This is a genomic window from Pseudomonas sp. HMSC065H01 (genome assembly GCF_001815235.1).
Taxonomy (GTDB): domain Bacteria; phylum Pseudomonadota; class Gammaproteobacteria; order Pseudomonadales; family Pseudomonadaceae; genus Pseudomonas; species Pseudomonas aeruginosa.
In genome coordinates, this window is sequence record NZ_KV819834.1 from 1 (window position 1) to 19,626 (window position 19,626).

At 57.6% G+C, this 19,626-nt stretch carries 18 protein-coding genes and 1 pseudogene; 10 read left to right on the forward strand and 9 right to left on the reverse strand.

Annotated features, from left to right (window positions below; all coding sequences use genetic code 11):
- The first annotated feature begins 169 nt into the window (after positions 1 to 169).
- Complete coding sequence (locus HMPREF3014_RS02085; RefSeq protein WP_003120170.1) at positions 170 to 3,184, forward strand: Tn3 family transposase; 3,015 nt, start codon at positions 170 to 172, stop codon at positions 3,182 to 3,184.
- Positions 3,181 to 3,543, forward strand: coding sequence for a Tn3 family transposase post-transcriptional regulator TnpC (tnpC, locus tag HMPREF3014_RS02090; protein WP_003111043.1), 363 nt, complete (start codon positions 3,181 to 3,183; stop codon positions 3,541 to 3,543). The genes HMPREF3014_RS02085 and tnpC overlap by 4 nt, the downstream gene beginning before the upstream one ends.
- A 169-nt stretch (positions 3,544 to 3,712) precedes the next feature.
- On the opposite strand, the gene HMPREF3014_RS02095 is transcribed toward tnpC, so the two are convergent.
- From HMPREF3014_RS02095 to HMPREF3014_RS02120, 7 genes are all read right to left on the reverse strand, one after another.
- On the reverse strand, positions 3,713 to 4,177 hold the full coding sequence (locus HMPREF3014_RS02095; protein WP_003120171.1) for a GNAT family N-acetyltransferase: 465 nt from the start codon (positions 4,175 to 4,177) through the stop codon (positions 3,713 to 3,715).
- A gap of 7 nt (positions 4,178 to 4,184) precedes the next feature.
- Positions 4,185 to 5,090: an EamA family transporter gene (locus HMPREF3014_RS02100; protein WP_003120172.1), complete on the reverse strand. Its 906-nt coding sequence runs from the start codon at positions 5,088 to 5,090 to the stop codon at positions 4,185 to 4,187.
- Positions 5,087 to 5,815: a hypothetical protein gene (locus HMPREF3014_RS02105; RefSeq protein WP_003111046.1), complete on the reverse strand. Its 729-nt coding sequence runs from the start codon at positions 5,813 to 5,815 to the stop codon at positions 5,087 to 5,089. The genes HMPREF3014_RS02100 and HMPREF3014_RS02105 overlap by 4 nt, the downstream gene beginning before the upstream one ends.
- Positions 5,816 to 5,830: 15 nt before the next feature.
- Positions 5,831 to 7,240, reverse strand: a complete 1,410-nt coding sequence (locus HMPREF3014_RS32950; RefSeq protein ID WP_003111047.1) for a saccharopine dehydrogenase NADP-binding domain-containing protein — start codon at positions 7,238 to 7,240, stop codon at positions 5,831 to 5,833.
- Between the two features lie 411 nt (positions 7,241 to 7,651).
- Entirely contained in the window at positions 7,652 to 8,968 is a 1,317-nt protein-coding gene (locus HMPREF3014_RS02110; RefSeq protein ID WP_003131866.1) for a three-Cys-motif partner protein TcmP, read from the reverse strand.
- A gap of 21 nt (positions 8,969 to 8,989) precedes the next feature.
- Entirely contained in the window at positions 8,990 to 9,733 is a 744-nt protein-coding gene (locus HMPREF3014_RS02115; protein ID WP_003111049.1) for a DUF5131 family protein, read from the reverse strand.
- A 29-nt stretch (positions 9,734 to 9,762) separates the two neighbouring features.
- Positions 9,763 to 10,809, reverse strand: a complete 1,047-nt coding sequence (locus tag HMPREF3014_RS02120; protein WP_077488341.1) for a site-specific integrase — start codon at positions 10,807 to 10,809, stop codon at positions 9,763 to 9,765.
- Positions 10,810 to 10,914: 105 nt separating this feature from the next.
- Between HMPREF3014_RS02120 and HMPREF3014_RS02125 the strand changes: the two genes are divergently transcribed.
- Together HMPREF3014_RS02125 and HMPREF3014_RS02130 are read left to right on the forward strand one after the other, a co-directional pair.
- The gene (locus tag HMPREF3014_RS02125) at positions 10,915 to 11,916 is read left to right on the forward strand and encodes a DNA-binding protein (RefSeq protein WP_003131864.1); all 1,002 of its coding nucleotides are present in this window, start codon (positions 10,915 to 10,917) and stop codon (positions 11,914 to 11,916) included.
- Positions 11,917 to 11,954: 38 nt separating this feature from the next.
- Complete coding sequence (locus tag HMPREF3014_RS02130; RefSeq protein ID WP_010792965.1) at positions 11,955 to 12,176, forward strand: BPSL0761 family protein; 222 nt, start codon at positions 11,955 to 11,957, stop codon at positions 12,174 to 12,176.
- Positions 12,177 to 12,208: 32 nt separating this feature from the next.
- Here the strand turns inward: HMPREF3014_RS02130 and HMPREF3014_RS02135 are convergent, their stop codons facing one another.
- Positions 12,209 to 12,511 (reverse strand): hypothetical protein, encoded by a 303-nt coding sequence (locus HMPREF3014_RS02135; RefSeq protein ID WP_010794183.1) that lies wholly within the window; start codon positions 12,509 to 12,511, stop codon positions 12,209 to 12,211.
- A 226-nt stretch (positions 12,512 to 12,737) separates the two neighbouring features.
- Between HMPREF3014_RS02135 and HMPREF3014_RS02140 the strand changes: the two are divergent.
- Positions 12,738 to 13,028, forward strand: a pseudogene (locus HMPREF3014_RS02140) (FimD/PapC C-terminal domain-containing protein); the annotation flags it as partial.
- 79 nt (positions 13,029 to 13,107) lie between these two features.
- Here HMPREF3014_RS02140 and HMPREF3014_RS02145 read toward each other — a convergent pair.
- Positions 13,108 to 13,629 (reverse strand): methylated-DNA--[protein]-cysteine S-methyltransferase, encoded by a 522-nt coding sequence (locus HMPREF3014_RS02145; RefSeq protein WP_003086236.1) that lies wholly within the window; start codon positions 13,627 to 13,629, stop codon positions 13,108 to 13,110.
- 557 nt (positions 13,630 to 14,186) lie between these two features.
- Here HMPREF3014_RS02145 and pqsA point away from each other — a divergent pair.
- From pqsA to pqsE, 5 genes are read left to right on the forward strand one after another with little or no spacing between them, the layout of a single operon-like run.
- Positions 14,187 to 15,740, forward strand: a complete 1,554-nt coding sequence (pqsA, locus tag HMPREF3014_RS02150; protein WP_003112552.1) for an anthranilate--CoA ligase — start codon at positions 14,187 to 14,189, stop codon at positions 15,738 to 15,740.
- Positions 15,734 to 16,585: a 2-heptyl-4(1H)-quinolone synthase subunit PqsB gene (gene pqsB / locus HMPREF3014_RS02155; protein WP_023087690.1), complete on the forward strand. Its 852-nt coding sequence runs from the start codon at positions 15,734 to 15,736 to the stop codon at positions 16,583 to 16,585. Before pqsA ends, pqsB begins: the two co-directional genes overlap by 7 nt.
- Positions 16,578 to 17,624 (forward strand): 2-heptyl-4(1H)-quinolone synthase subunit PqsC, encoded by a 1,047-nt coding sequence (gene pqsC / locus HMPREF3014_RS02160; protein WP_003108612.1) that lies wholly within the window; start codon positions 16,578 to 16,580, stop codon positions 17,622 to 17,624. The genes pqsB and pqsC overlap by 8 nt, the downstream gene beginning before the upstream one ends.
- A gap of 42 nt (positions 17,625 to 17,666) precedes the next feature.
- Positions 17,667 to 18,680: an anthraniloyl-CoA anthraniloyltransferase gene (pqsD, locus tag HMPREF3014_RS02165; RefSeq protein ID WP_003117014.1), complete on the forward strand. Its 1,014-nt coding sequence runs from the start codon at positions 17,667 to 17,669 to the stop codon at positions 18,678 to 18,680.
- Positions 18,674 to 19,579 carry a 2-aminobenzoylacetyl-CoA thioesterase PqsE gene (gene pqsE, locus HMPREF3014_RS02170; RefSeq protein WP_003086247.1) on the forward strand — a complete coding sequence of 302 codons (906 nt, stop codon included), beginning with the start codon at positions 18,674 to 18,676 and terminating at the stop codon, positions 19,577 to 19,579. Before pqsD ends, pqsE begins: the two co-directional genes overlap by 7 nt.
- Positions 19,580 to 19,626: the final 47 nt, after the last annotated feature.

Consider the following 19,626-nt stretch of genomic DNA (forward strand, 5'->3'; position numbering starts at 1 on the left):
TCTTTATGCTCCACGTTATGCCAATTTATATCGGGGTCATGCCGAGATAAGGGGAAAATTCATTCATTTGGAATGTAAGCCATTGCTCTGAAAGGCTTTCTATCCGGCAAGCGCTGGCTTGCACCTCATGGTCTATCTTTTCCGTCTGGTTCAAGGAAAGGAGTGACACATGGCATCCCTCGAACGTACCGCCTACCCTGTTTTGTCGCGCTCCTATTCGAGGGCCGAGCTTCAGCGTGAATTCAGCTTCTCCGAGGAAGAAGTCACGTGGGTCAAAAGTCGCTCTAATGCAGCATTCCGACTGAATCTCGCTGTTCTGTTCAAGACTTTTCAGGTACTCCGATACTTTCCAGAAATCGCTGAAGTGCCGGAGCCAGTTGTCGATTTCATCCGCACACAAATAGGTCTACGCAGCAAGGTTGCGCTATCACCCTACAAGTGGATGCAGCTTTACCGCCATATGAGTGCCGTTCGGGAAAAACTTGGGGTTCGACCGTTCTACGGCTCGGATGGTCAAGACATAGCATCCACGCATGCACAGTTGATGGCTCCCCTCCTCGAACAGCGCGCTGACATTATTAATGCGATCATTGACGAGTTGCTGCGCCAAAACTACGAGCTGCCCGCCTATTCGACCTTGAATGACCTAGCAGAAGCCGCTCGTGCAGAAGCACAAGAGAAAATCTTCAACCTTGTGGTAGCCAGAGCTCCAATCAAGGTGATCTATAAGCTAAGGGATCTTCTCGACACGGACTTCGGGCGTCGGCAGAGTGACCTCAACACACTCAAACAGGCACCCAAGAAACCCTCGCGCAAGCATCTGGAGGTACTGATCGACCACCTAGCCTGGCTAGAGAGTTTCGGGAAACTGGATGCCATTTTTGATGGGATCGTCGATACGAAAATTCGCCACTTTGCTGCCCAAGCTGCGGCGTCGGATGTATCTGAACTGAAGGACTGCTCGCTGCCGAAGCGTTACACGCTGATGCTTGCTTTGATCTACCGTATGCGGGTGCGAACCCGAGATCACCTGGCCGAGATGTTCATCCGAAGAATCTCCACGATCCACAAACGCGCCAAGGAGGAGCTGGAGCAAATCCAGGCACGTCAACGTCAGAAGTTGGAACAACTGGCGGCCACCCTGGACGGCGTGGTGCAGATTCTGGTTCAAGAGCCGGATGACCAGGAGGCTGGTAGCCTGATTCGAGAATACCTCTCCCCCGATGGCAACATGGATCGGTTGCGAGAGGTTTGTGCTGAAGTTCAGGCCACAGGAGGTAATAACTACTTGCCGCTGATCTGGAGGCACTTCAAGTCCCATCGTTCACTGCTGTTTCGCCTCAGCCACCTTCTCCAGTTGGAGCCCACCACCCAGGATCGCTCACTTATCCAGGCGCTTCAGCTCATTCAGGACAGTGAGAATCTGCACCGTGAATGGATCGATGAGCATGTCGACTTGTCGTTTGCATCAGATCGCTGGGTGAAGATCGTGCGTCGCCCTACCAGTGAAGGGCCGCCTACCAACCGACGTTATCTGGAGGTCTGCGTGTTCTCCTACCTGGCCAGTGAACTGCGCTCGGGTGATCTGTGCGTGCAGGGATCGGAATCCTTCGCCGACTACCGTAAACAGTTGCTGCCTTGGGAAGAGTGTCTCCAGCGGCTACCGGCATACTGCGAGAAGGTGGGCCTTCCTACCACAGCGAAGGAGTTTGTCGCCTCGCTCAAGAGCCAGTTGGAGGAAACCGCGCAACAGTTAGATGACAAGTTCCCTTCCTGTCGAGGGGATGTGTCGATCAACGATGCAGGCGAGCCGGTACTGCGGCGGGTGATGGCACGGGACATCCCGCCTTCAGCCATCTCGCTACAGACGGCGCTTATGCAGCGTATGCCAGCCAGGCACGTGCTGGACATTATGGCCAACATTGAGCACTGGATTCAGTTCACGCGGCATTTCGGACCGATGTCCGGCAACGAGCCAAAGCTCAAAGAGCCGGCCGAGCGCTACCTGATGACGATCTTCGCCATGGGCTGCAATCTCGGTCCCAGCCAGGCCGCGCGGCATCTGGCCGGTAATGTCACACCGCATATGCTGTCCTATACCAATCGCCGCCACCTCTCGCTGGAGAAACTGGACAAGGCTAATCGCGAGTTGGTGGAGCTCTATCTGCAACTTGACCTGCCCAAGCTTTGGGGCGATGGCAAAGCAGTGGCCGCAGACGGTACCCAGTTCGACTTCTATGACGACAACCTACTGGCCGGCTACCACTTCCGCTATCGCAAGATGGGGGCCGTGGCGTACCGACACGTGGCCAACAACTACATTGCAGTGTTCCAGCACTTCATCCCGCCAGGCATCTGGGAGGCGATCTATGTGATAGAGGGACTGCTCAAAGTCAGCCTTAGCGTCGAGCCCGATACGGTCTACTCCGACACCCAGGGCCAGTCGGCCACAGTATTCGCCTTCACTCATCTCCTGGGTATCAATCTGATGCCGCGTATCCGCAACTGGCGCGACCTAGTGATGTGCCGACCGGATCGAGGCGTATCGTACAAGCACATAAACCGACTGTTCACCGACACTGCCGACTGGCACCTGATCGAAACTCACTGGCAGGATCTGATGCAGATTGCGCTGTCGATCCAGGCCGGCAAGATTTCCTCGCCCATGCTGCTACGTAAACTTGGCTCTTACAGCCGGCGCAACAAGCTCTACCTCGCAGCACAGACGCTGGGCAGTGTTATCCGCACGATTTTCCTGCTCAATTGGATTGGCAGCCGAGAGCTGCGCCAGGAGGTCACTGCGAACACCAACAAGATCGAGTCCTACAACGGCTTCTCCAAGTGGCTCTCTTTTGGCGGCGATGTAATTGCCGAAAACGATCCGGACGAGCAGCAGAAACGTCTGCGTTACAACGACATGGTGGCTTCGTCGGTGATTCTGCAGAACACCGTGGACATGATGCGCATCTTGCAAAAACTAGCCCGCGAAGGGTGGCAGTTTACCGATGAGGACGTGTCCTTTCTTAGCCCCTACCTGACCAGTAACGTCAAGCGTTTCGGCGAGTTCAACCTTAAGCTCAACCGACCGCCGGAGCCCTGGATCAAGGATTCGGTATTCCAACAGGCTGCCGGCTCGTTGCGAGTCAACTCGACCAGTAAGGCCGCGGCCGAGGAGGCAATATGATCGAGATTGCGTCAGCGTCTTTTCGAGTCACACCCTACGGTGAGGTGGACATCGCAGCACTGGACAGAATGCGAGCCGGATTCGATACATCCCAACTTCTACGGCTAGTTGAAGGTCTGGATGCATGCCTCTCGGAAATGGGTGGTATCACCGCCTTGCGTGACGAACTGCTGAAATTGCACGCAATGGCACTGACTATCGTCGAGGGGACTGCCCCGGCTGCGCCCACCGAGAACGCGTGTATCTGGGCTGAAGCAGAATCTGTGCAGTTGGGCCTAGAAGCGCTGGCGACGTGGATTCGCTCCGCTCAGGGCTTCCTAACTCCCTTGACCAGTCTTGAGCCTGAGCATCAGCAGTAGCTCGTTAAACCGTATCAAGCCGAGCCGGAATCAGCCCGGCTTGATCAGTGACCTAGCGATTCGGTAGCCGCTGAGCGATCACGACAAAGAAACGCCGGCATTGCCCGAACGTCGACCAGTTCAGCAGCCAATTTGACAAGGGGCTGCGTAATCATAAAAATGTATATCTTTACTTGAGACTATGACTCATCATAACGAATCGCTCGCGAAATTCGAAACCTGACTTCTTATAAAGACTTACTGCTTTAGGATTATTTTCGTCCACTTCTAGATGAACTATTGCGGCACCTTGAGACTTCAAGAAGGACTTGACCTTTTCTAGAATCTCACTGCCAAATCCCTGTCCTCGGCACTGTTCATCGATATAAAATTCATCAATCCAGACCTCAATCCCCCTGAACTCGATACTGTAGCAATTGCAAGTAGCAATATATCCAATCTGCTTGCTGCCAAGACAAATAATCCAAACGTTGCCCTTTTCTGAAGATGACAAGAGAGGGCGAAGTGCAGCCAGCCTGTCTTCGTCAGTCATCTCAATACCATCGTATAGGTGGTATTTTTTCATTAGCTCCACGAGTAAGAGCTCATCATCTATTGAGGCTGAGATCAACTTGATATTTGAATTTTTGCTCATGGCATCTTCAGATCTTGGTCATCATTATTACGCCGGCAACGATTACGACTATGGCGCTCATGCGCTTATATGCGTCCGACGAGCTAAAGTTTTCGCTGAGTATCTTTGGGTCAACTATTGCTAGCCAATGACTTAAGGCTAGCACATATACCGGGTGAAGACTGACCAAAACCGAGACCACCGCAACGTTTCCACCAGCAGATAATGCGCCAATAAAAAGCGCGTATCCACCGGCGTCGAAGAGATTGCTCAGCGCATACACCGCCCAGCCCTTTGGTGGCATTTCGGAGACATCCTTTGCGATGGAATGGCGCCATTTCGGAACCAGCAGCATCAGAGTCCCGCCAAGACCGTAGCCTGCATAGTTAAACATAAGAACCGAGGGCAGGCTGTGACTCAGGAGCAGGTGATCGTATAGTAGCGTAGCCACCGCCCCAAAAACTGCTGAACCTATTAGAAGCAATACTGCTGATAAACTTATCGAGCCTGGTCTCCCTTTGCCGATTGCCACAGCAAAGTAAACCCCGACAAAAACCAAGGCAATGCCGAGCAGCTCAATCCCTGTTGGCGAATAGCCAAGCAAGAGGATCGATACGACAAGCACCAGCAAAGGAGTTAACTGATGAAGCGCAATCGCAGTAGAGATATCGACCGACTTCAGCGGCATTGCGTATAGGAAATACATTCCAAAAATGCATAATCCTGACAGCAGGTTCAGAAGCGCTGAGGTTGTGTCAAAGTCAGATGGTGTAAAGAGAAGAAAAATCAGCGCAGAATAAAGAAGATTTCCAATGCTCAGGAGAAATATAAATGTAGTCCAGTGATTCGCATGATGGATCACTGCCAGCTTGTCCAGGATATTTGAAAGGCTCCACAGCAGTGGAGCCATAAGTGCCATAACTAACCAGGTCATTTTCCTCGAAGTACCTCTAATATGGTATCGCGACTATCCTTCAATAAAACATGAGAAAAGTCGTCGGTGTCATGGTCAAATATAAAGGTTCGCTGATAGTCGAAGCTCTCTGAAGTTTCGAATTCCACAATCTTGTCTAGAATCGCCTCAACCTCATCAAAGCGATGAGAGTGATTAAGGCGAAGAATTTTCATTGCATTACCGTAATGGGCTGCCTCATCACGGGCAGCATATCTAATCCAGGTTGAAAGAGACTCGTTTTCAAACGAGTCAAAGAAGCTTACATCTTGCTTGTAGGCTCTTGTGCTGGTCACTTCATCAAATGCGATAGAGAGAAGAATTGTGAATTCATCCTTCATGAAGTCTTCGATATGAGAAAAGTCCGGAGAGTTCGATCTAATCTCGCGATCAATCATGTCTTCCGGCATGGAGTAAAGTACGCTATTAATCTTTCTCAGTCCGCGATAATGATTTTGCTCATCGAGATGCCACAGGCATACGAACTCGATAAATTCATTGCTAAATTGAATGTCGCGACGGCCAAACAAGTAGCGCAAGAAGTTTATTGAATCAAATTCAGAGCTCATGTCATGCCAAAAGAAAGGCCGACGCTCCTCGAGCTTTGAGGGATTCGACTTTATCTGTTCAATTGACAAACCCTTCAGCAACTCCAGGGATGACCATTCGTAGCTTTTAAGACCAATACCCGACTTAACATTTGACACTTGAACGCTCCTTGTTCAGAGGACAAAATTTGAGAACAGCCAGGGAGAGTCGCTATCTATGGCCGAAAAGGTGCCTGGGTTGTTTTTGGTAGGATTCCAGTCCGAATAAACCCCTTTTAGTTCGCCTAGATACTGTGAAATATAAGATAGTGCCACTTCATGATCCATGTCTTCGGCTTCAATTATTCCTGCCGACGGATGGCTCAGTATCCATAAGTAACCGGAAAGAACTCCGGCTGCTACCTGTAACGTTGTTGCAGTGTTGAGAGTGGCAAGTTCCTTGGCCTTTTCGATGCTTAAGATAGATCCATACCAATAACTAGATTTTTCGTGCCCCATAAGAAGAACACCGAGGTAATCAGAACCCGACAATATATCACCAGGACGAAGTACTTTTGTCTTTTCTGGAGTCATGCAATCATTGCCGAACCATTCATGTACAGAGAGAATTGCTTCATCGCTTGGGCGATAGGCATAATGGACAGTTGGTCTATATGTCTCATCGGCAGTTCTGAGCGTCAAAAAGTCAGCAATTGAAATTGCCTCGTGATGAGTTACCAAATAACCTAAGCTAGGGCCGTTAAATGGCGTCCATGTCTTAACTCTAACAGAGGCCCCTGGCTTCTCAATATAGATTGCTGCTCCGCATCCATCTGTATGCATTGACGCATCCGTGGGTAGACTTCGCTCGTGACTTCCCCAGCCCAACTCTGCCGGTTGTTGCGACTCACTTATGAACCCATGCACTGACCAAGTATTTACGAACTCACCCCTCTCCCTAGATTTCTGAGAAATTTGCGAGTCGTACTCTGCGACATGGATTACTTTGACACCCAATCTTTGGCTTAGGATAGCCCACTGCTCTTTATTAGAGGGCTTTTTACAATCACCCAATATCTCTTCCGCTAAATCTAAAAGAGCACGTTTAACGAAGTGGGATACCAACCCAGGATTCGCGCCATGCGCCACGAGAGCCGTCACCCCTGAGCCTAGCCTCTTTTTCAGAGACAGCATTTGTTCTCTTAAGTGATAGTTAGTTCGCTTATGCAGTGGTATGGTTGGGTCATCATATCCGCCCTTCCACGGCTCAATGCATGTGTCTAAATAAAGAGCCCCTGCGGAGCGGCATAATTCTATCAGGGCAAGACTTGAGACATCGGTTGATAGATTTATTAGAACCGTCCCTTCACCAAGAATCGGCACAAGAATGTCGCGATAGTTGATTTGATCAATTGCAGAGTTGATAAATTTTAAGCCAAAACTGTTAGCAAAGTACTCAATAAGCGGTGGTGTTTTTGGATCGATCGCGTAGATTTCTAAAGTAGATAAGTCGTGAACCTTAGAAAGGAGAGGAAGGAAGGACTGGGCAATCGTTCCTAGTCCCACAAAGACAATTCGCTGGGGGGGATTAATTGAAAAATCCATTCAAGCATCCTTACTGTCTATTATGAAAATCTGTTTCCCTATGCCTGCATGTCTACTTTGAACTTGGCTGGCATGTCAAATTATTTTTCTGGATCGCCTATATTTTCTTTTTAAATCAAATACTTAATCGATAGTTAACTTCGGAGAGGGAGGTGCCAACTGGGCAGGTTTTAGTCAGCTCCGTGGCAAGTGACAATGATTTTCACTTGCACATCACGCACTATGCAGTTTTTGGGCTTGCCCGCTTGAAACTCCCTTCTTATCGCCGCACTCGTTGGAGCTTGCAATCAAGACTGGCAGCCAGGCCCAGAGAAGGGGCCAGGCCTTAACCGCAGTGGAGCGCTTGACCAGCGTTTCGGTCGACAAGGCCAGGATCAGATCTAACACTGTTGGCGGCAGCGGTGTTGATGGTCATGTGTCCCTGGACGTCTTCTTCTGTTGGGGAAAGAAGAAAAACGTCTTCTGCGGCGGCGCGATCAGGATATCGGTGGACTTGATGCTCGTGCCTTTGCGCCGCCTGCTCTTGCCTTCCTTGTCCACTGCCTGGATATCGCCGTTGGCCACCGCGACATCCAGGGCCAGCTTCACGCGACTTTCGTCTGCCATGGTGAAGTTGGTGAGCTCCGTCATGAGCTGGATGAAGGGACGACGCTCGACTTCGAATACCTGTTTGGGTAGCAGCTCGGACAGTTCCCCGCGAATCCGGGTATCAGTCACTTGGTCGAACTGGTGTTCTCCTTCGCAGAGTAGGTCCGGCTGGCCGGTCACCCCCACATCCCGGTTAGCGTCGTAACCAAAGAAGCAGGACGGTGATAACAGGTGGGAGAAATTGTTGCCGTACTTCCAGTGTATGGCTTTCATCACGTCGTTGGCGCGGTAGCTGTTCGCCAGGTGGATGAACCAGTAGGCCATGGGGTTGGTGCCGTGTGGGCGAATGAAGAACACCGTCATGAACTGCGCGCCGCTTTCCTGCTTGATCCCGTCCGACAGATAGCGCTGGATCAGGTACTGCCAATCCTGGGAGCTATGTGCTTTTAAGTGCCGTAGCTGTTCCCAGGGGACATACTGTTCTAGACCGATACTGGCAATAGCCTTGCGGTTGGCGTGGCGGTCCGCTAGGTACGTGATTAGAAAGTCGACATTGAAGGTCAGCAGGACCTCAGCATTGCTGAGGTGCTGGAAGATCCATTTGATCTGGCCGAATGGCACGTCTCCGTAGCCGTACTGATCGAGCAGAAACAGAACGCGCTCGCTTTTTCCAAAGGCCTTGAGGCTTTGCGCAATGGCCGGAAGAGCTTTGGTGAACTCGGCGGTATGCAGGTGAATGTCCTGTCCAATGCGGGCCTGATGTCCGCGGCTGGCCAGGACGGCGTGCAAGCAAGCAGTATTCTTCGGCTTCACATCCACAAAGTGATGCTGCGAGCAGATCGGTCGATACTTGATGCGCCCCACGTTGTTGCGCACTTCCGACTCCTGGATTGCTTCCAGGGCGATCACCGGGGAGCCGAAGTGGTGACCGCCTGCGCTGTCGTTATATATACCTCCACCGCTGAAGCCATCGACAATTGATAGGCCAAGCAGTGGCATTTGCTGATTCCGCATCAGGACATCGATGTAGGCCTGGATGTAGTCGTCGATGATCTGGTGCTTGATCTTGCTGTGTGGGTCGATGGTGGGAAAGGTTTGGGTTGCCCAGTCCCAGCGGTACTTCTCGTCATCCTTGGCCATCGGGTCGTCCTTGTTTTGGTATCAGGCGAGGGTCAGCAGCGGAATTTCATCCCAGGTCTGGCCCTTCAGCAGCCGGCCATTAGCTTTCTTTGAACGCTTCACGCCATCGGAGCCCCAGCCGCCCCATTGTTTGAAAAAGAAAGCAGCGCCAAAGGCATCGCACTGGCGGTGGATGTTATCCACCCACTCCTGCTTCATTGGCCGGGCCTTGGCGCCGGACTCGCCGCCGACGATGACCCAATGGATGTCAGTCAGGTTCAGTTCACCCAAGTCTTCTAGTAAGGGTTCCGCGGAGAGGAAACGGATCGCGGCGTTGATGCCACGCAGGCAGTCGATTCTGGGCACGCCGTACTCCCGGTCCTCGACCGAGACCCCCAGCCAAGCGTTGGCCGGCGGTGTGCGCTGGCTGAAATAGTCGGCCAGGCGCTCGGCCCGCTTAGTGAGGATCTGGAAGGTGTGCTGTGAGGCCTGGTGGATAACCGCGAACACCTGGTCGATGTAGGTGTCCGGCACCTGCTCATGGAACAGGTCAGACATGGAATTGACAAAGTAGATGGTCGGCTTCTTGCGCTGCAGAGGCTCCTGCAGTTTCTCTGGGCGCAGGCTGAGGCGAAAGCCGTTCTCGTAGCCGGGCGTGCCCATGGCCTGCAAGCGACGCGCCATGTTCTCGGCATAGCAGTGTTTGCAGCCCGGCGACACCTTGGTGCAACCCACCACCGGGTTCCAGGTCATTTCCGTCCATTCGATGCTGGTCTGCGTACTCATTGCACCGTCACTCCTGTCGTGCGTCGATGTTAGTGAGAAGCTGGCACTTGAGTCAAAGTGCTGGCATTTAGTTCGAGAGCAGGCCTCGCAGCGAGGCCGCCAAAGGAGATGGCAGGGTCGATGTAGCGCATCGCCGATTTGATGTCCTTCCACCCCACGTAGGTCATTAACGCCTTAATGTCCCAGCCATTGGCCGTGGCCCAGGTGGCGAAGCCTCGACGCAATGAGTGGCTGGTGTAAAGGTCAGCCTGGATCCCCGCACGCTGGAGTATCTGCCGCAGTAGGACGATCAGACTGCCAGGATTCAAGCCAGCCTCGTTCAAGTTGCCCCAACGGTCCAGCCGACGAAAAACCATCCCTCGAGCAATCCCTGCTGCACCGATCCAGTCGAGATAGGCCTGTACTGGGCACAGCCGCCTCAGCGCAGGTACGTAGTGAGTGGTGCCAAGGTTGTCCCGGTCACCCTTGCTCCAAGGCAAAAACAGCGTCATGCCAGCACCGGCTTCGGCTTGAATGTGCTCCACCTGCAAGCGGCACAGTTCATCGCTACGAAAGCCTCGCCAGAAGCCGATTAGTAGCAATGCCGTATCCCGCCGACAGCGCAAATATCCCGCCAGGTCTTCGGCTTGAAACAGACACATAGCCTCCTGCTCCAACCACTCAACCGCATGCTCCAGATGCTGTAATTGCAGCGGCGCGGCCTGCTTTGTCTGGCTCGGGTGCAGGGTGCGAATTCCCTTCAGTACCTGGTGTACGGTCGGGGTCTTGGTGGGATCGGGGAAGCCGTGCCTGATATGCCACTGCGCGAGGGCGGCGAGGCGCTGCTTTAGCGTGTTGAGGCTCAGCGTGTCGGCGTAGTCCACCAGGTAACGCACGATGGAGTCACTCGTGGCCGGCAAGAAGCCGCCCCAGGTCACCTCGAAATGTTCGACGGCCGACTGGTAGCTACGCCGGGTGTTTTCCCGCGTGCCGGCTTGCAGGTAGCGCTCGACGTCCTTCATCGCCCGTGCGTGCCCTTTGTGTACTGGGAAACGACCGCGAAGCAGCCGTTTTTGCCAATCATATTGAATAATCATCGGTTATTTTATCTGAAACAAGCCTTCAAATCCTGCTTTACTTCATGACAATTTAGTATGTAAATACATGGTATGTAATCCATTATGAAATCGTAGGAGCAGACCATGGCCCGCGGCGGCATCAACAAGGCACTGGTTCAGAAAGCCCGCCAGGCCATCCTGGCGCGGGGTGAGAATCCCAGCATCGACGCAATACGGGTCGAGCTGGGCAATACCGGCTCGAAAACCACCATCCATCGCTACCTGAAAGAACTCGAAGACGCCGACCGCGGCCGGAACGCGGCCGCATTGCCGCTCAGCGAGCAGTTGGCCAACCTGGTGGCCCAGTTGGCGGATCAGCTCAAGGAGGAAGCGCAGGCCGACATGGCCCAGGAGCGCGAACAACTGGCACGGGAACGACTCGATTACCAGAACCAGATTCGGCAGGCCGAAAGCCGTATCCAGCAGCTGGAAGGTCAGCGCGCTGGGCTCACGGAGCAGTTCCAGGCTGCCCAGCAAGCACTGCTGCAGGAACAACAGCTGCGCCAACAGGCCGAGGTCGAGAATGCCCGCCTGCAGCAAGCCAACCACGACCAGGAAGCGCGCCTGCAAGACCGCGACGGGCAGATTCGCTCGCTGGAGGACAAGCATCAGCATGCCCGTGATGCCCTGGAGCACTATCGCCAGGCCAGCAAGGAGCAGCGTGAGCAAGAGCAGCGCCGGCACGAGTCGCAGGTACAACAACTGCAACTGGAACTGCGACAGCTACAGCAGACCCTGATCGTCAAGCAGGACGAGCTGACCCACCTGAACCGCGACAATGCGCGCCTGCTTGCCGAGGCGCGGCAGCAGCAGAAGGATCAGCATGCGCAGCAGAAGCTACTGACGCAGAAGGCTCAGGCTCTGGAGGTCGCCCAGAACACGCTGACCAGCATTGTACGTACGAATGAAGCCCTGGAGCAGCGCTGCCACGCTCTGCAGGATGAGGTGACCCGGCTTGGTGAAGCCTCCTCGATTCAGGCACAGCAAACCCAGAGCCTGCAGGAGCGTCTGGCTAAAGCCACCGCGCAACTGAAATTGCTCGGGCAGGCACCGCCCACGAGCAGCGGTGGCGCAAGTAGCTCATGATCCGGCACACTGAGGTCAGAAGCGGAGTGGAGGTTCAGATGACGCTACCCTACGAACGTACCCGCTCGGTGGTGCAGGCCCAGGAGTTTCTCGTCGAGCTCTCTCGTGACACCACCTTGTCGGAGTCCATCCGCAATGAGGCTCGGCGGCTGCTGTGTCACTACCCGAGCAAGGGCGACATGCTGCAGGCCGGCCGGAATGAGGAGCAAGCGGCGGGTTCGATTTTCGAGCCTGTCTTCAGCTCTTCGATTGAAGACTGAACGGCTACCACTCCTGATATCTGCGCTCAGGCTCAGCCATCGCCCCAGAATTCGTCACGCCGCACCAGGCCGAACTCATCCTTCGTGGAATCAGGCTCCTCGTCGAACATGGCGTTGACCATGCGCTCGCGACGTAGGCCGCTTAGTGTGCGGAAAAACCAAAGCTCGCAAAGATGAACCTTGTAGCGCTCGCCATCATGCTTGGAGCCATACCCCCAGTGTGCCTGAAGGGTTCCAAACTGTTGACCATAACCTTCAACGCTAGTGCTCTGGCGGCAAACATCACAGGTAATGTCTACGACCGTTTCAACCGGTTGAGCGGCAGTGTGCTCCATGATCAGTACCTCCTGCGACGGTTGAGGAAAGGGCCATCCAAAAGCCTCAAAGTCGTTTCTGCGCTACGAGCGGATCAAAAACGCTGTCGGCGGATGGGAATGGAGTTCGCAGCACAAGATAGAGGCGGGTGTGGTTAATGCGATCATCGCCCTAGGGCTTTCATGATCAAAAACAGCTACTTACAGACCAAATGAATGAATTTCCCCCTTATCTCGGCATGCCCCCGTGATCGCCAAGCGTTTCTCCGCGGAGTCCGGTCGGCGGGTGCAGTTCGACCTGAGCATGGACTCTGGAGGAAAGATTCCCTTCGGTGCACAGGCATACGACAAGGAAGAGCGGGTCGTGGGAATGGTCGACAACCTGTCCCGTTTGCTGGTGTTCGGTATCGAGGACCAGGGGCGCCTGTCCATTCGCTGGAGCGATGGCTCCTGTTCCGTCGACTATCAGTTGCCGCCCAGGAACAAGGACCTGACTTACGAACGAGTTGCGCTCAGTTGCCGTCGGTCCTCGATCTGAAATGTCCCCGCTGCAGTCGGGTCAAGTCAAAAGGCGAGGATTTTTCCGGTGAACACCGGGCGCGAGGGCAAGCGGCAGCTCACTCGTCCTCGATCATGCTCAACAGGTCTGGTGTCCTGCCTCGGGTTTCCAAACGCAGCAACCACTGCTTGGCGGCCAACCCACCGGCGAAACCGGTGAGGCCGCCAGAGGCTCCGATCACCCTATGGCAAGGTGCAACAATGGACAGTGGGTTCCGTCCGTTGGCGGCTCCAACCGCCCGTACTGCGTTGGGGCTGCCGATCTGCACGGCTATTTCCGTATAGCTGCGGGTCTCGCCGAATGGAATGGTGAGCAGGGCGGACCAGACCTTTTTCTGAAATTCGGTACCTTGGAAGTCGAGCGGGAGTTCGAACCGGGAACGTTTGCCGGAAAAATATTCCCGCAACTGGCGTTCGGTTTCCGCCAGGAGGGAGCTGTCCTCGGAGAGCCGCATCTCGTCCAGCGGTACTCGGTTGGGACGCTCATGCTGCCAAAGAATCGCGACCAGAAAGGCATCGTCCCTGGCTACCAGGGTCAGTGTCCCGACCGGCGATTCCATTTTCCTGTAGCTATGGGGCATGTAGGTGTCCTCTTCGGCAGGCTCGCCCAGTGTACTACGCAATGGGATTTCAACAGGGAAGCCTGCAAATGGCAGGCGAGGCGGGGCGGAGCGCTATCGGCCCGATGGATGGCCGCCTGCTTCCAGGCATGCCGTCGCCCCCTTGGAGCCCAGGCCGAGCGCCTCGAACTGTGAGATCTGGGAGGCGATTTGCCGAGCAAAGTGGGTTGTCATTGGTTTGCCATCTCATGGGTTCGGACGAGGCCTCGAGCAAGGGTTGTAACGGTTTTTGTCTGGCCAATGGGCTCTTGCGTAAAAAGGCTGCCGCCCTTCTTGCTTGGTTGCCGTTCTCGGATCCCGCGCAGCCCGGTGGGTGTGCCAAATTTCTCGCGGTTTGGATCGCGCCGATTGCCGCGGCCTACGAAGCCCTTGGTTCTTCTCCCCGAAACTTTTTCGTTCGGACTCCGAATATCGCGCTTCGCCCAGCGCCGCTAGTTTCCCGTTCCTGACAAAGCAAGCGCTCTGGCTCAGGCATCTCCTGATCCGGATGCATATCGCTGAAGAGGGAACGTTCTGTCATGTCCACATTGGCCAACCTGACCGAGGTTCTGTTCCGCCTCGATTTCGATCCCGATACCGCCGTTTATCACTATCGGGGCCAGACTCTCAGCCGGCTGCAATGCCGGACCTACATTCTCTCCCAGGCCAGCCAACTGGCCCGCCTGCTCAAGCCCGGCGATCGCGTGGTGCTGGCGTTGAACGACTCGCCTTCGCTGGCCTGCCTGTTCCTGGCCTGCATCGCGGTCGGCGCCATTCCCGCCGTGATCAATCCCAAGTCCCGCGAGCAGGCCCTGGCCGATATCGCTGCCGACTGCCAGGCCAGCCTGGTGGTGCGTGAAGCCGATGCACCGTCGCTGAGCGGTCCTTTGGCGCCGTTGACCCTGCGTGCGGCCGCCGGTCGCCCTTTGCTCGACGATTTCTCGCTGGACGCGCTGGTCGGCCCTGCGGACCTCGATTGGAGTGCCTTCCATCGCCAGGACCCGGCGGCAGCCTGTTTCCTGCAATACACCTCGGGTTCCACCGGGGCGCCCAAGGGGGTGATGCACAGCCTGCGCAACACGCTCGGTTTCTGCCGGGCGTTCGCTACGGAGTTGCTGGCATTGCAGGCGGGAGACCGGCTGTATTCGATTCCCAAGATGTTCTTCGGCTATGGCATGGGCAACAGCCTGTTCTTTCCCTGGTTCAGCGGAGCCTCGGCGCTGCTCGACGATACCTGGCCGAGCCCGGAGCGGGTTCTGGAGAACCTGGTCGCCTTCCGCCCCCGGGTCCTGTTTGGGGTGCCGGCCATCTATGCCTCGCTGCGTCCGCAGGCCAGGGAGCTGTTGAGCAGCGTGCGCCTGGCGTTTTCCGCCGGCTCGCCGCTGCCGCGCGGCGAGTTCGAATTCTGGGCCGCGCACGGGCTGGAGATCTGCGACGGCATCGGGGCTACCGAGGTCGGCCATGTGTTCCTCGCCAACCGCCCGGGCCAGGCGCGTGCCGACAGCACCGGGCTGCCGTTGCCTGGCTATGAGTGCCGGCTGGTGGACCGCGAAGGACACACTATCGAGGAAGCGGGCCGGCAAGGCGTGCTGTTGGTGCGTGGCCCTGGGCTGAGTCCGGGTTACTGGCGGGCCAGCGAAGAGCAGCAGGCGCGCTTCGCAGGTGGCTGGTACCGCACCGGCGACCTGTTCGAGCGCGACGAGTCGGGTGCCTACCGTCACTGTGGGCGGGAAGACGATCTGTTCAAGGTGAATGGCCGCTGGGTGGTGCCGACCCAGGTCGAGCAGGCGATCTGCCGTCATCTGCCGGAAGTGAGCGAGGCGGTTCTGGTTCCTACCTGCCGGCTGCACGACGGCTTGCGTCCGACCCTGTTCGTCACCCTGGCCACTCCGCTGGACGACAACCAGATCCTGCTGGCGCAGCGCATCGACCAGCATCTCGCCGAACAGATTCCCTCGCACATGCTGCCCAGCCAATTGCATGTGCTGCCGGCCTTGCCGCGCAACGACAACGGCAAGTTGGCGCGCGCCGAGCTGCGCCACCTGGCCGACACCCTTTATCACGACAACCTTCCGGAGGAACGGGCATGTTGATTCAGGCTGTGGGGGTGAACCTGCCCCCATCCTATGTGTGTCTGGAGGGGCCGCTGGGAGGCGAACGCCCTCGCGCCCAGGGCGACGAGATGCTGATGCAGCGCTTGCTGCCGGCGGTTCGCGAAGCCCTGAACGAGGCGGCGGTCAAGCCCGAGGAGATCGACCTGATCGTCGGCCTCGCCCTGTCTCCCGACCATCTGATCGAGAACCGCGACATCATGGCGCCGAAGATTGGCCATCCGTTGCAGAAGGTCCTCGGCGCGAATCGCGCGCATGTCTTCGACCTCACCGACTCGAGCCTGGCCCGCGCCCTCTACGTGGTCGATACCCTCGCCAGCGACCAGGGCTATCGCAACGTCCTGGTCGTGCGCGGCGAATCCAGCCAGGGATTGGAAGTGGACAGCGAGTCCGGCTTCGCCCTTGCCGACGGCGCCCTGGCGCTGCTCTGCCGGCCGACCGGCAAGGCCGCGTTCCGTCGCGGTGCGCTGGGCGGTGATCCGGCGCAGGAATGGCTGCCGCTGAGCATTCCGCTGAATACCGATATTCGCCAGGTAGGCGACGTCAAGGGACACCTCAACCTGCCGGCCCAACCTGGATTGCCCGAAGCGGTACGCGCCGGATTCACCCGTCTGGCCGGGGACTTCCCGCAACTGAACTGGGTGCGCGAGGAATGGTTCGGCCAGGGACGGCCCGATGGTCGTTGCCTGGGGCCGTTCGAACTGGCGTCGCAACTGCGCGCGGCACAGCGCGACCGTCTGGATGAACTGCTGCTGATCAGCTTCGATCCGTTCGGCATGGTGGTGGAGGGCGTGACCCTGGAACTGGCGGGAGAAGCTCATGCATAAGGTCAAACTGGCAGCGATCACCTGTGAACTTCCGGCTCGCAGCTACGAAAACGACGATCCGGTGTTCGCTGCGGTACCGGACCTCAGCGAGTCCTGGTGGCAATTCTGGGGCGTCAATCGGCGGGGCTATTTCGACCCGCGGAACGGCGAGAACGAGTTCAGCCTGGTGGTCCGGGCCGCCGAGCGCCTGCTGCGTAGCAGCGATACCGCGCCGGATAGCGTGGACATGCTGATCTGTTCGGCTTCCTCGCCGATCATGACCGACGCCGGCGATGTCCTGCCGGACCTGCGCGGACGTCTCTACCCGCGCATGGCCAACGTGCTGTCCAAGCAGCTCGGCCTGAGTCGGGCGCTGCCATTGGATTCGCAGATGGAGTGCGCCAGCTTCCTGCTCAACCTGCGCCTGGCAGCGAGCATGATCCGCCAGGGCAAGGCCGAGAAAGTGCTGGTGGTGTGCAGCGAGTACATCTCCAACCTGCTCGACTTCACCTCGCGTACCTCGACCCTGTTCGCCGATGGCTGCGCGGTGGCCCTGCTGACCCGCGGCGACGATGACAGCTGCGACCTGCTGGCTTCGGCCGAACACAGCGACGCTACGTTCTATGAAGTGGCCACCGGTCGCTGGCGCCTGCCGGAAAACCCGACCGGCGAGGCCAAGCCGCGGCTTTATTTCTCGTTGTTCAGCGACGGCCAGAACAAGATGGCCAGCTTCGTCCCGACCAACGTGCCGATCGCGATGCGCCGGGCGTTGGAAAAGGCCGGCCTGGGCAGCGATGACATCGATTATTTCGTCTTCCACCAGCCAGCGCCGTTCCTGGTCAAGGCCTGGGCCGAGGGCATCGGTGCCCGTCCTGAGCAGTACCAACTGACGATGGGCGATACCGGCGTGATGATCTCCGTTTCCATCCCGTACACCCTGATGACCGGCCTGCGCGAGGGCAAGATCCGCCCCGGCGATCGTATCGTCATGGCCGGCGCAGCCACTGGCTGGGGGTTCGCCGCCCAGGTCTGGCAATTGGGCGAGGTGCTGGTGTGCTGAGGCATCGCCATGTTGAACCACGGTGTCCGAGGAGGGCTGCACATGGGTAATCCGATCCTGGCCGGGCTGGGTTTCAGCCTGCCGAAACGCCAGGTCAGCAATCATGACCTGGTAGGGCGCATCAATACGTCGGACGAGTTCATCGTCGAACGTACCGGCGTGCGCACCCGCTATCACGTCGAGCCGGAACAGGCGGTCAGCGCGCTGATGGTGCCGGCGGCGCGCCAGGCCATCGAGGCTGCCGGGCTGCTGCCGGAGGACATCGACCTGTTGCTGGTGAACACCCTGTCGCCGGACCACCACGACCCGTCCCAGGCCTGCCTGATCCAGCCGCTGCTGGGCCTGCGGCACATCCCGGTACTGGATATCCGGGCACAGTGCAGCGGGTTGCTGTACGGCTTGCAGATGGCTCGCGGGCAGATCCTCGCCGGGCTGGCACGGCATGTCCTGGTGGTCTGCGGCGAGGTGCTGTCCAAGCGCATGGACTGTTCGGACCGCGGCCGCAACCTGTCGATCCTGCTCGGCGACGGTGCCGGCGCAGTGGTGGTCAGCGCCGGCGAGAGCCTCGACGACGGCCTGCTGGACTTGCGCCTGGGCGCCGACGGCAACTACTTCGACCTGCTGATGACTGCGGCGCCGGGCAGTGCCTCGCCGACCTTCCTCGACGAGAATGTCCTGCGCGAGGGCGGGGGCGAGTTCCTCATGCGCGGCCGGCCGATGTTCGAGCATGCCAGCCAGACCCTGGTACGGATCGCCGGCGAAATGCTCGCGGCCCATGAGCTGACCCTGGACGACATCGACCATGTGATCTGCCATCAACCGAACCTGCGCATCCTCGATGCGGTGCAGGAGCAACTGGGCATTCCCCAGCACAAGTTCGCGGTGACCGTGGATCGTCTGGGCAACATGGCTTCGGCCTCGACCCCGGTCACGCTGGCGATGTTCTGGCCGGACATCCAGCCGGGACAGCGGGTGCTGGTCCTGACCTACGGCTCCGGCGCGACCTGGGGCGCGGCGCTGTACCGCAAACCTGAGGAGGTGAACCGGCCATGTTGAGGCTTTCGGCTCCCGGTCAACTGGATGATGACCTGTGCCTGTTGGGGGACGTCCAGGTGCCGGTGTTCCTGCTGCGTCTCGGTGAGGCGAGCTGGGCGCTGGTTGAAGGAGGGATCAGCCGGGATGCCGAATTGGTTTGGGCGGACCTGTGCCGCTGGGTCGCCGACCCGTCCCAGGTGCACTACTGGCTGATCACCCACAAGCACTACGACCACTGCGGCCTGCTGCCCTACCTGTGTCCGCGGCTGCCGAACGTACAGGTCCTGGCGTCCGAGCGGACCTGCCAGGCCTGGAAGTCGGAAAGCGCGGTGCGGGTGGTCGAGCGCTTGAACCGGCAACTGTTGCGTGCGGAGCAGCGGTTGCCCGAGGCCTGTGCCTGGGACGCTCTGCCGGTTCGCGCGGTGGCCGACGGCGAGTGGCTGGAGCTGGGACCGCGGCATCGCCTGCAGGTCATAGAGGCCCACGGCCACAGCGACGATCACGTGGTTTTCTACGACGTGCGACGCCGACGCCTGTTCTGCGGCGATGCCCTGGGCGAGTTCGACGAGGCAGAGGGGGTGTGGCGGCCGCTGGTGTTCGACGACATGGAGGCTTACCTGGAGTCCCTGGAACGTCTGCAGCGTCTGCCGACCCTGCTGCAACTGATCCCGGGACACGGCGGCCTGCTGCGGGGGCGGCTGGCCGCGGATGGGGCCGAGTCGGCCTATACCGAGTGTCTGCGCCTGTGCCGGCGGTTGCTCTGGCGCCAGTCCATGGGCGAATCCCTCGACGAACTGAGCGAGGAGCTGCACCGCGCCTGGGGTGGGCAGAGCGTCGACTTCCTGCCCGGCGAACTGCACCTGGGGAGCATGCGCCGGATGCTGGAGATTCTCTCCCGCCAGGCGCTGCCTCTGGACTGAGACGGGACATCCATTGCGGCGATCGCCGCCGACGGCAGCGGTCGCAA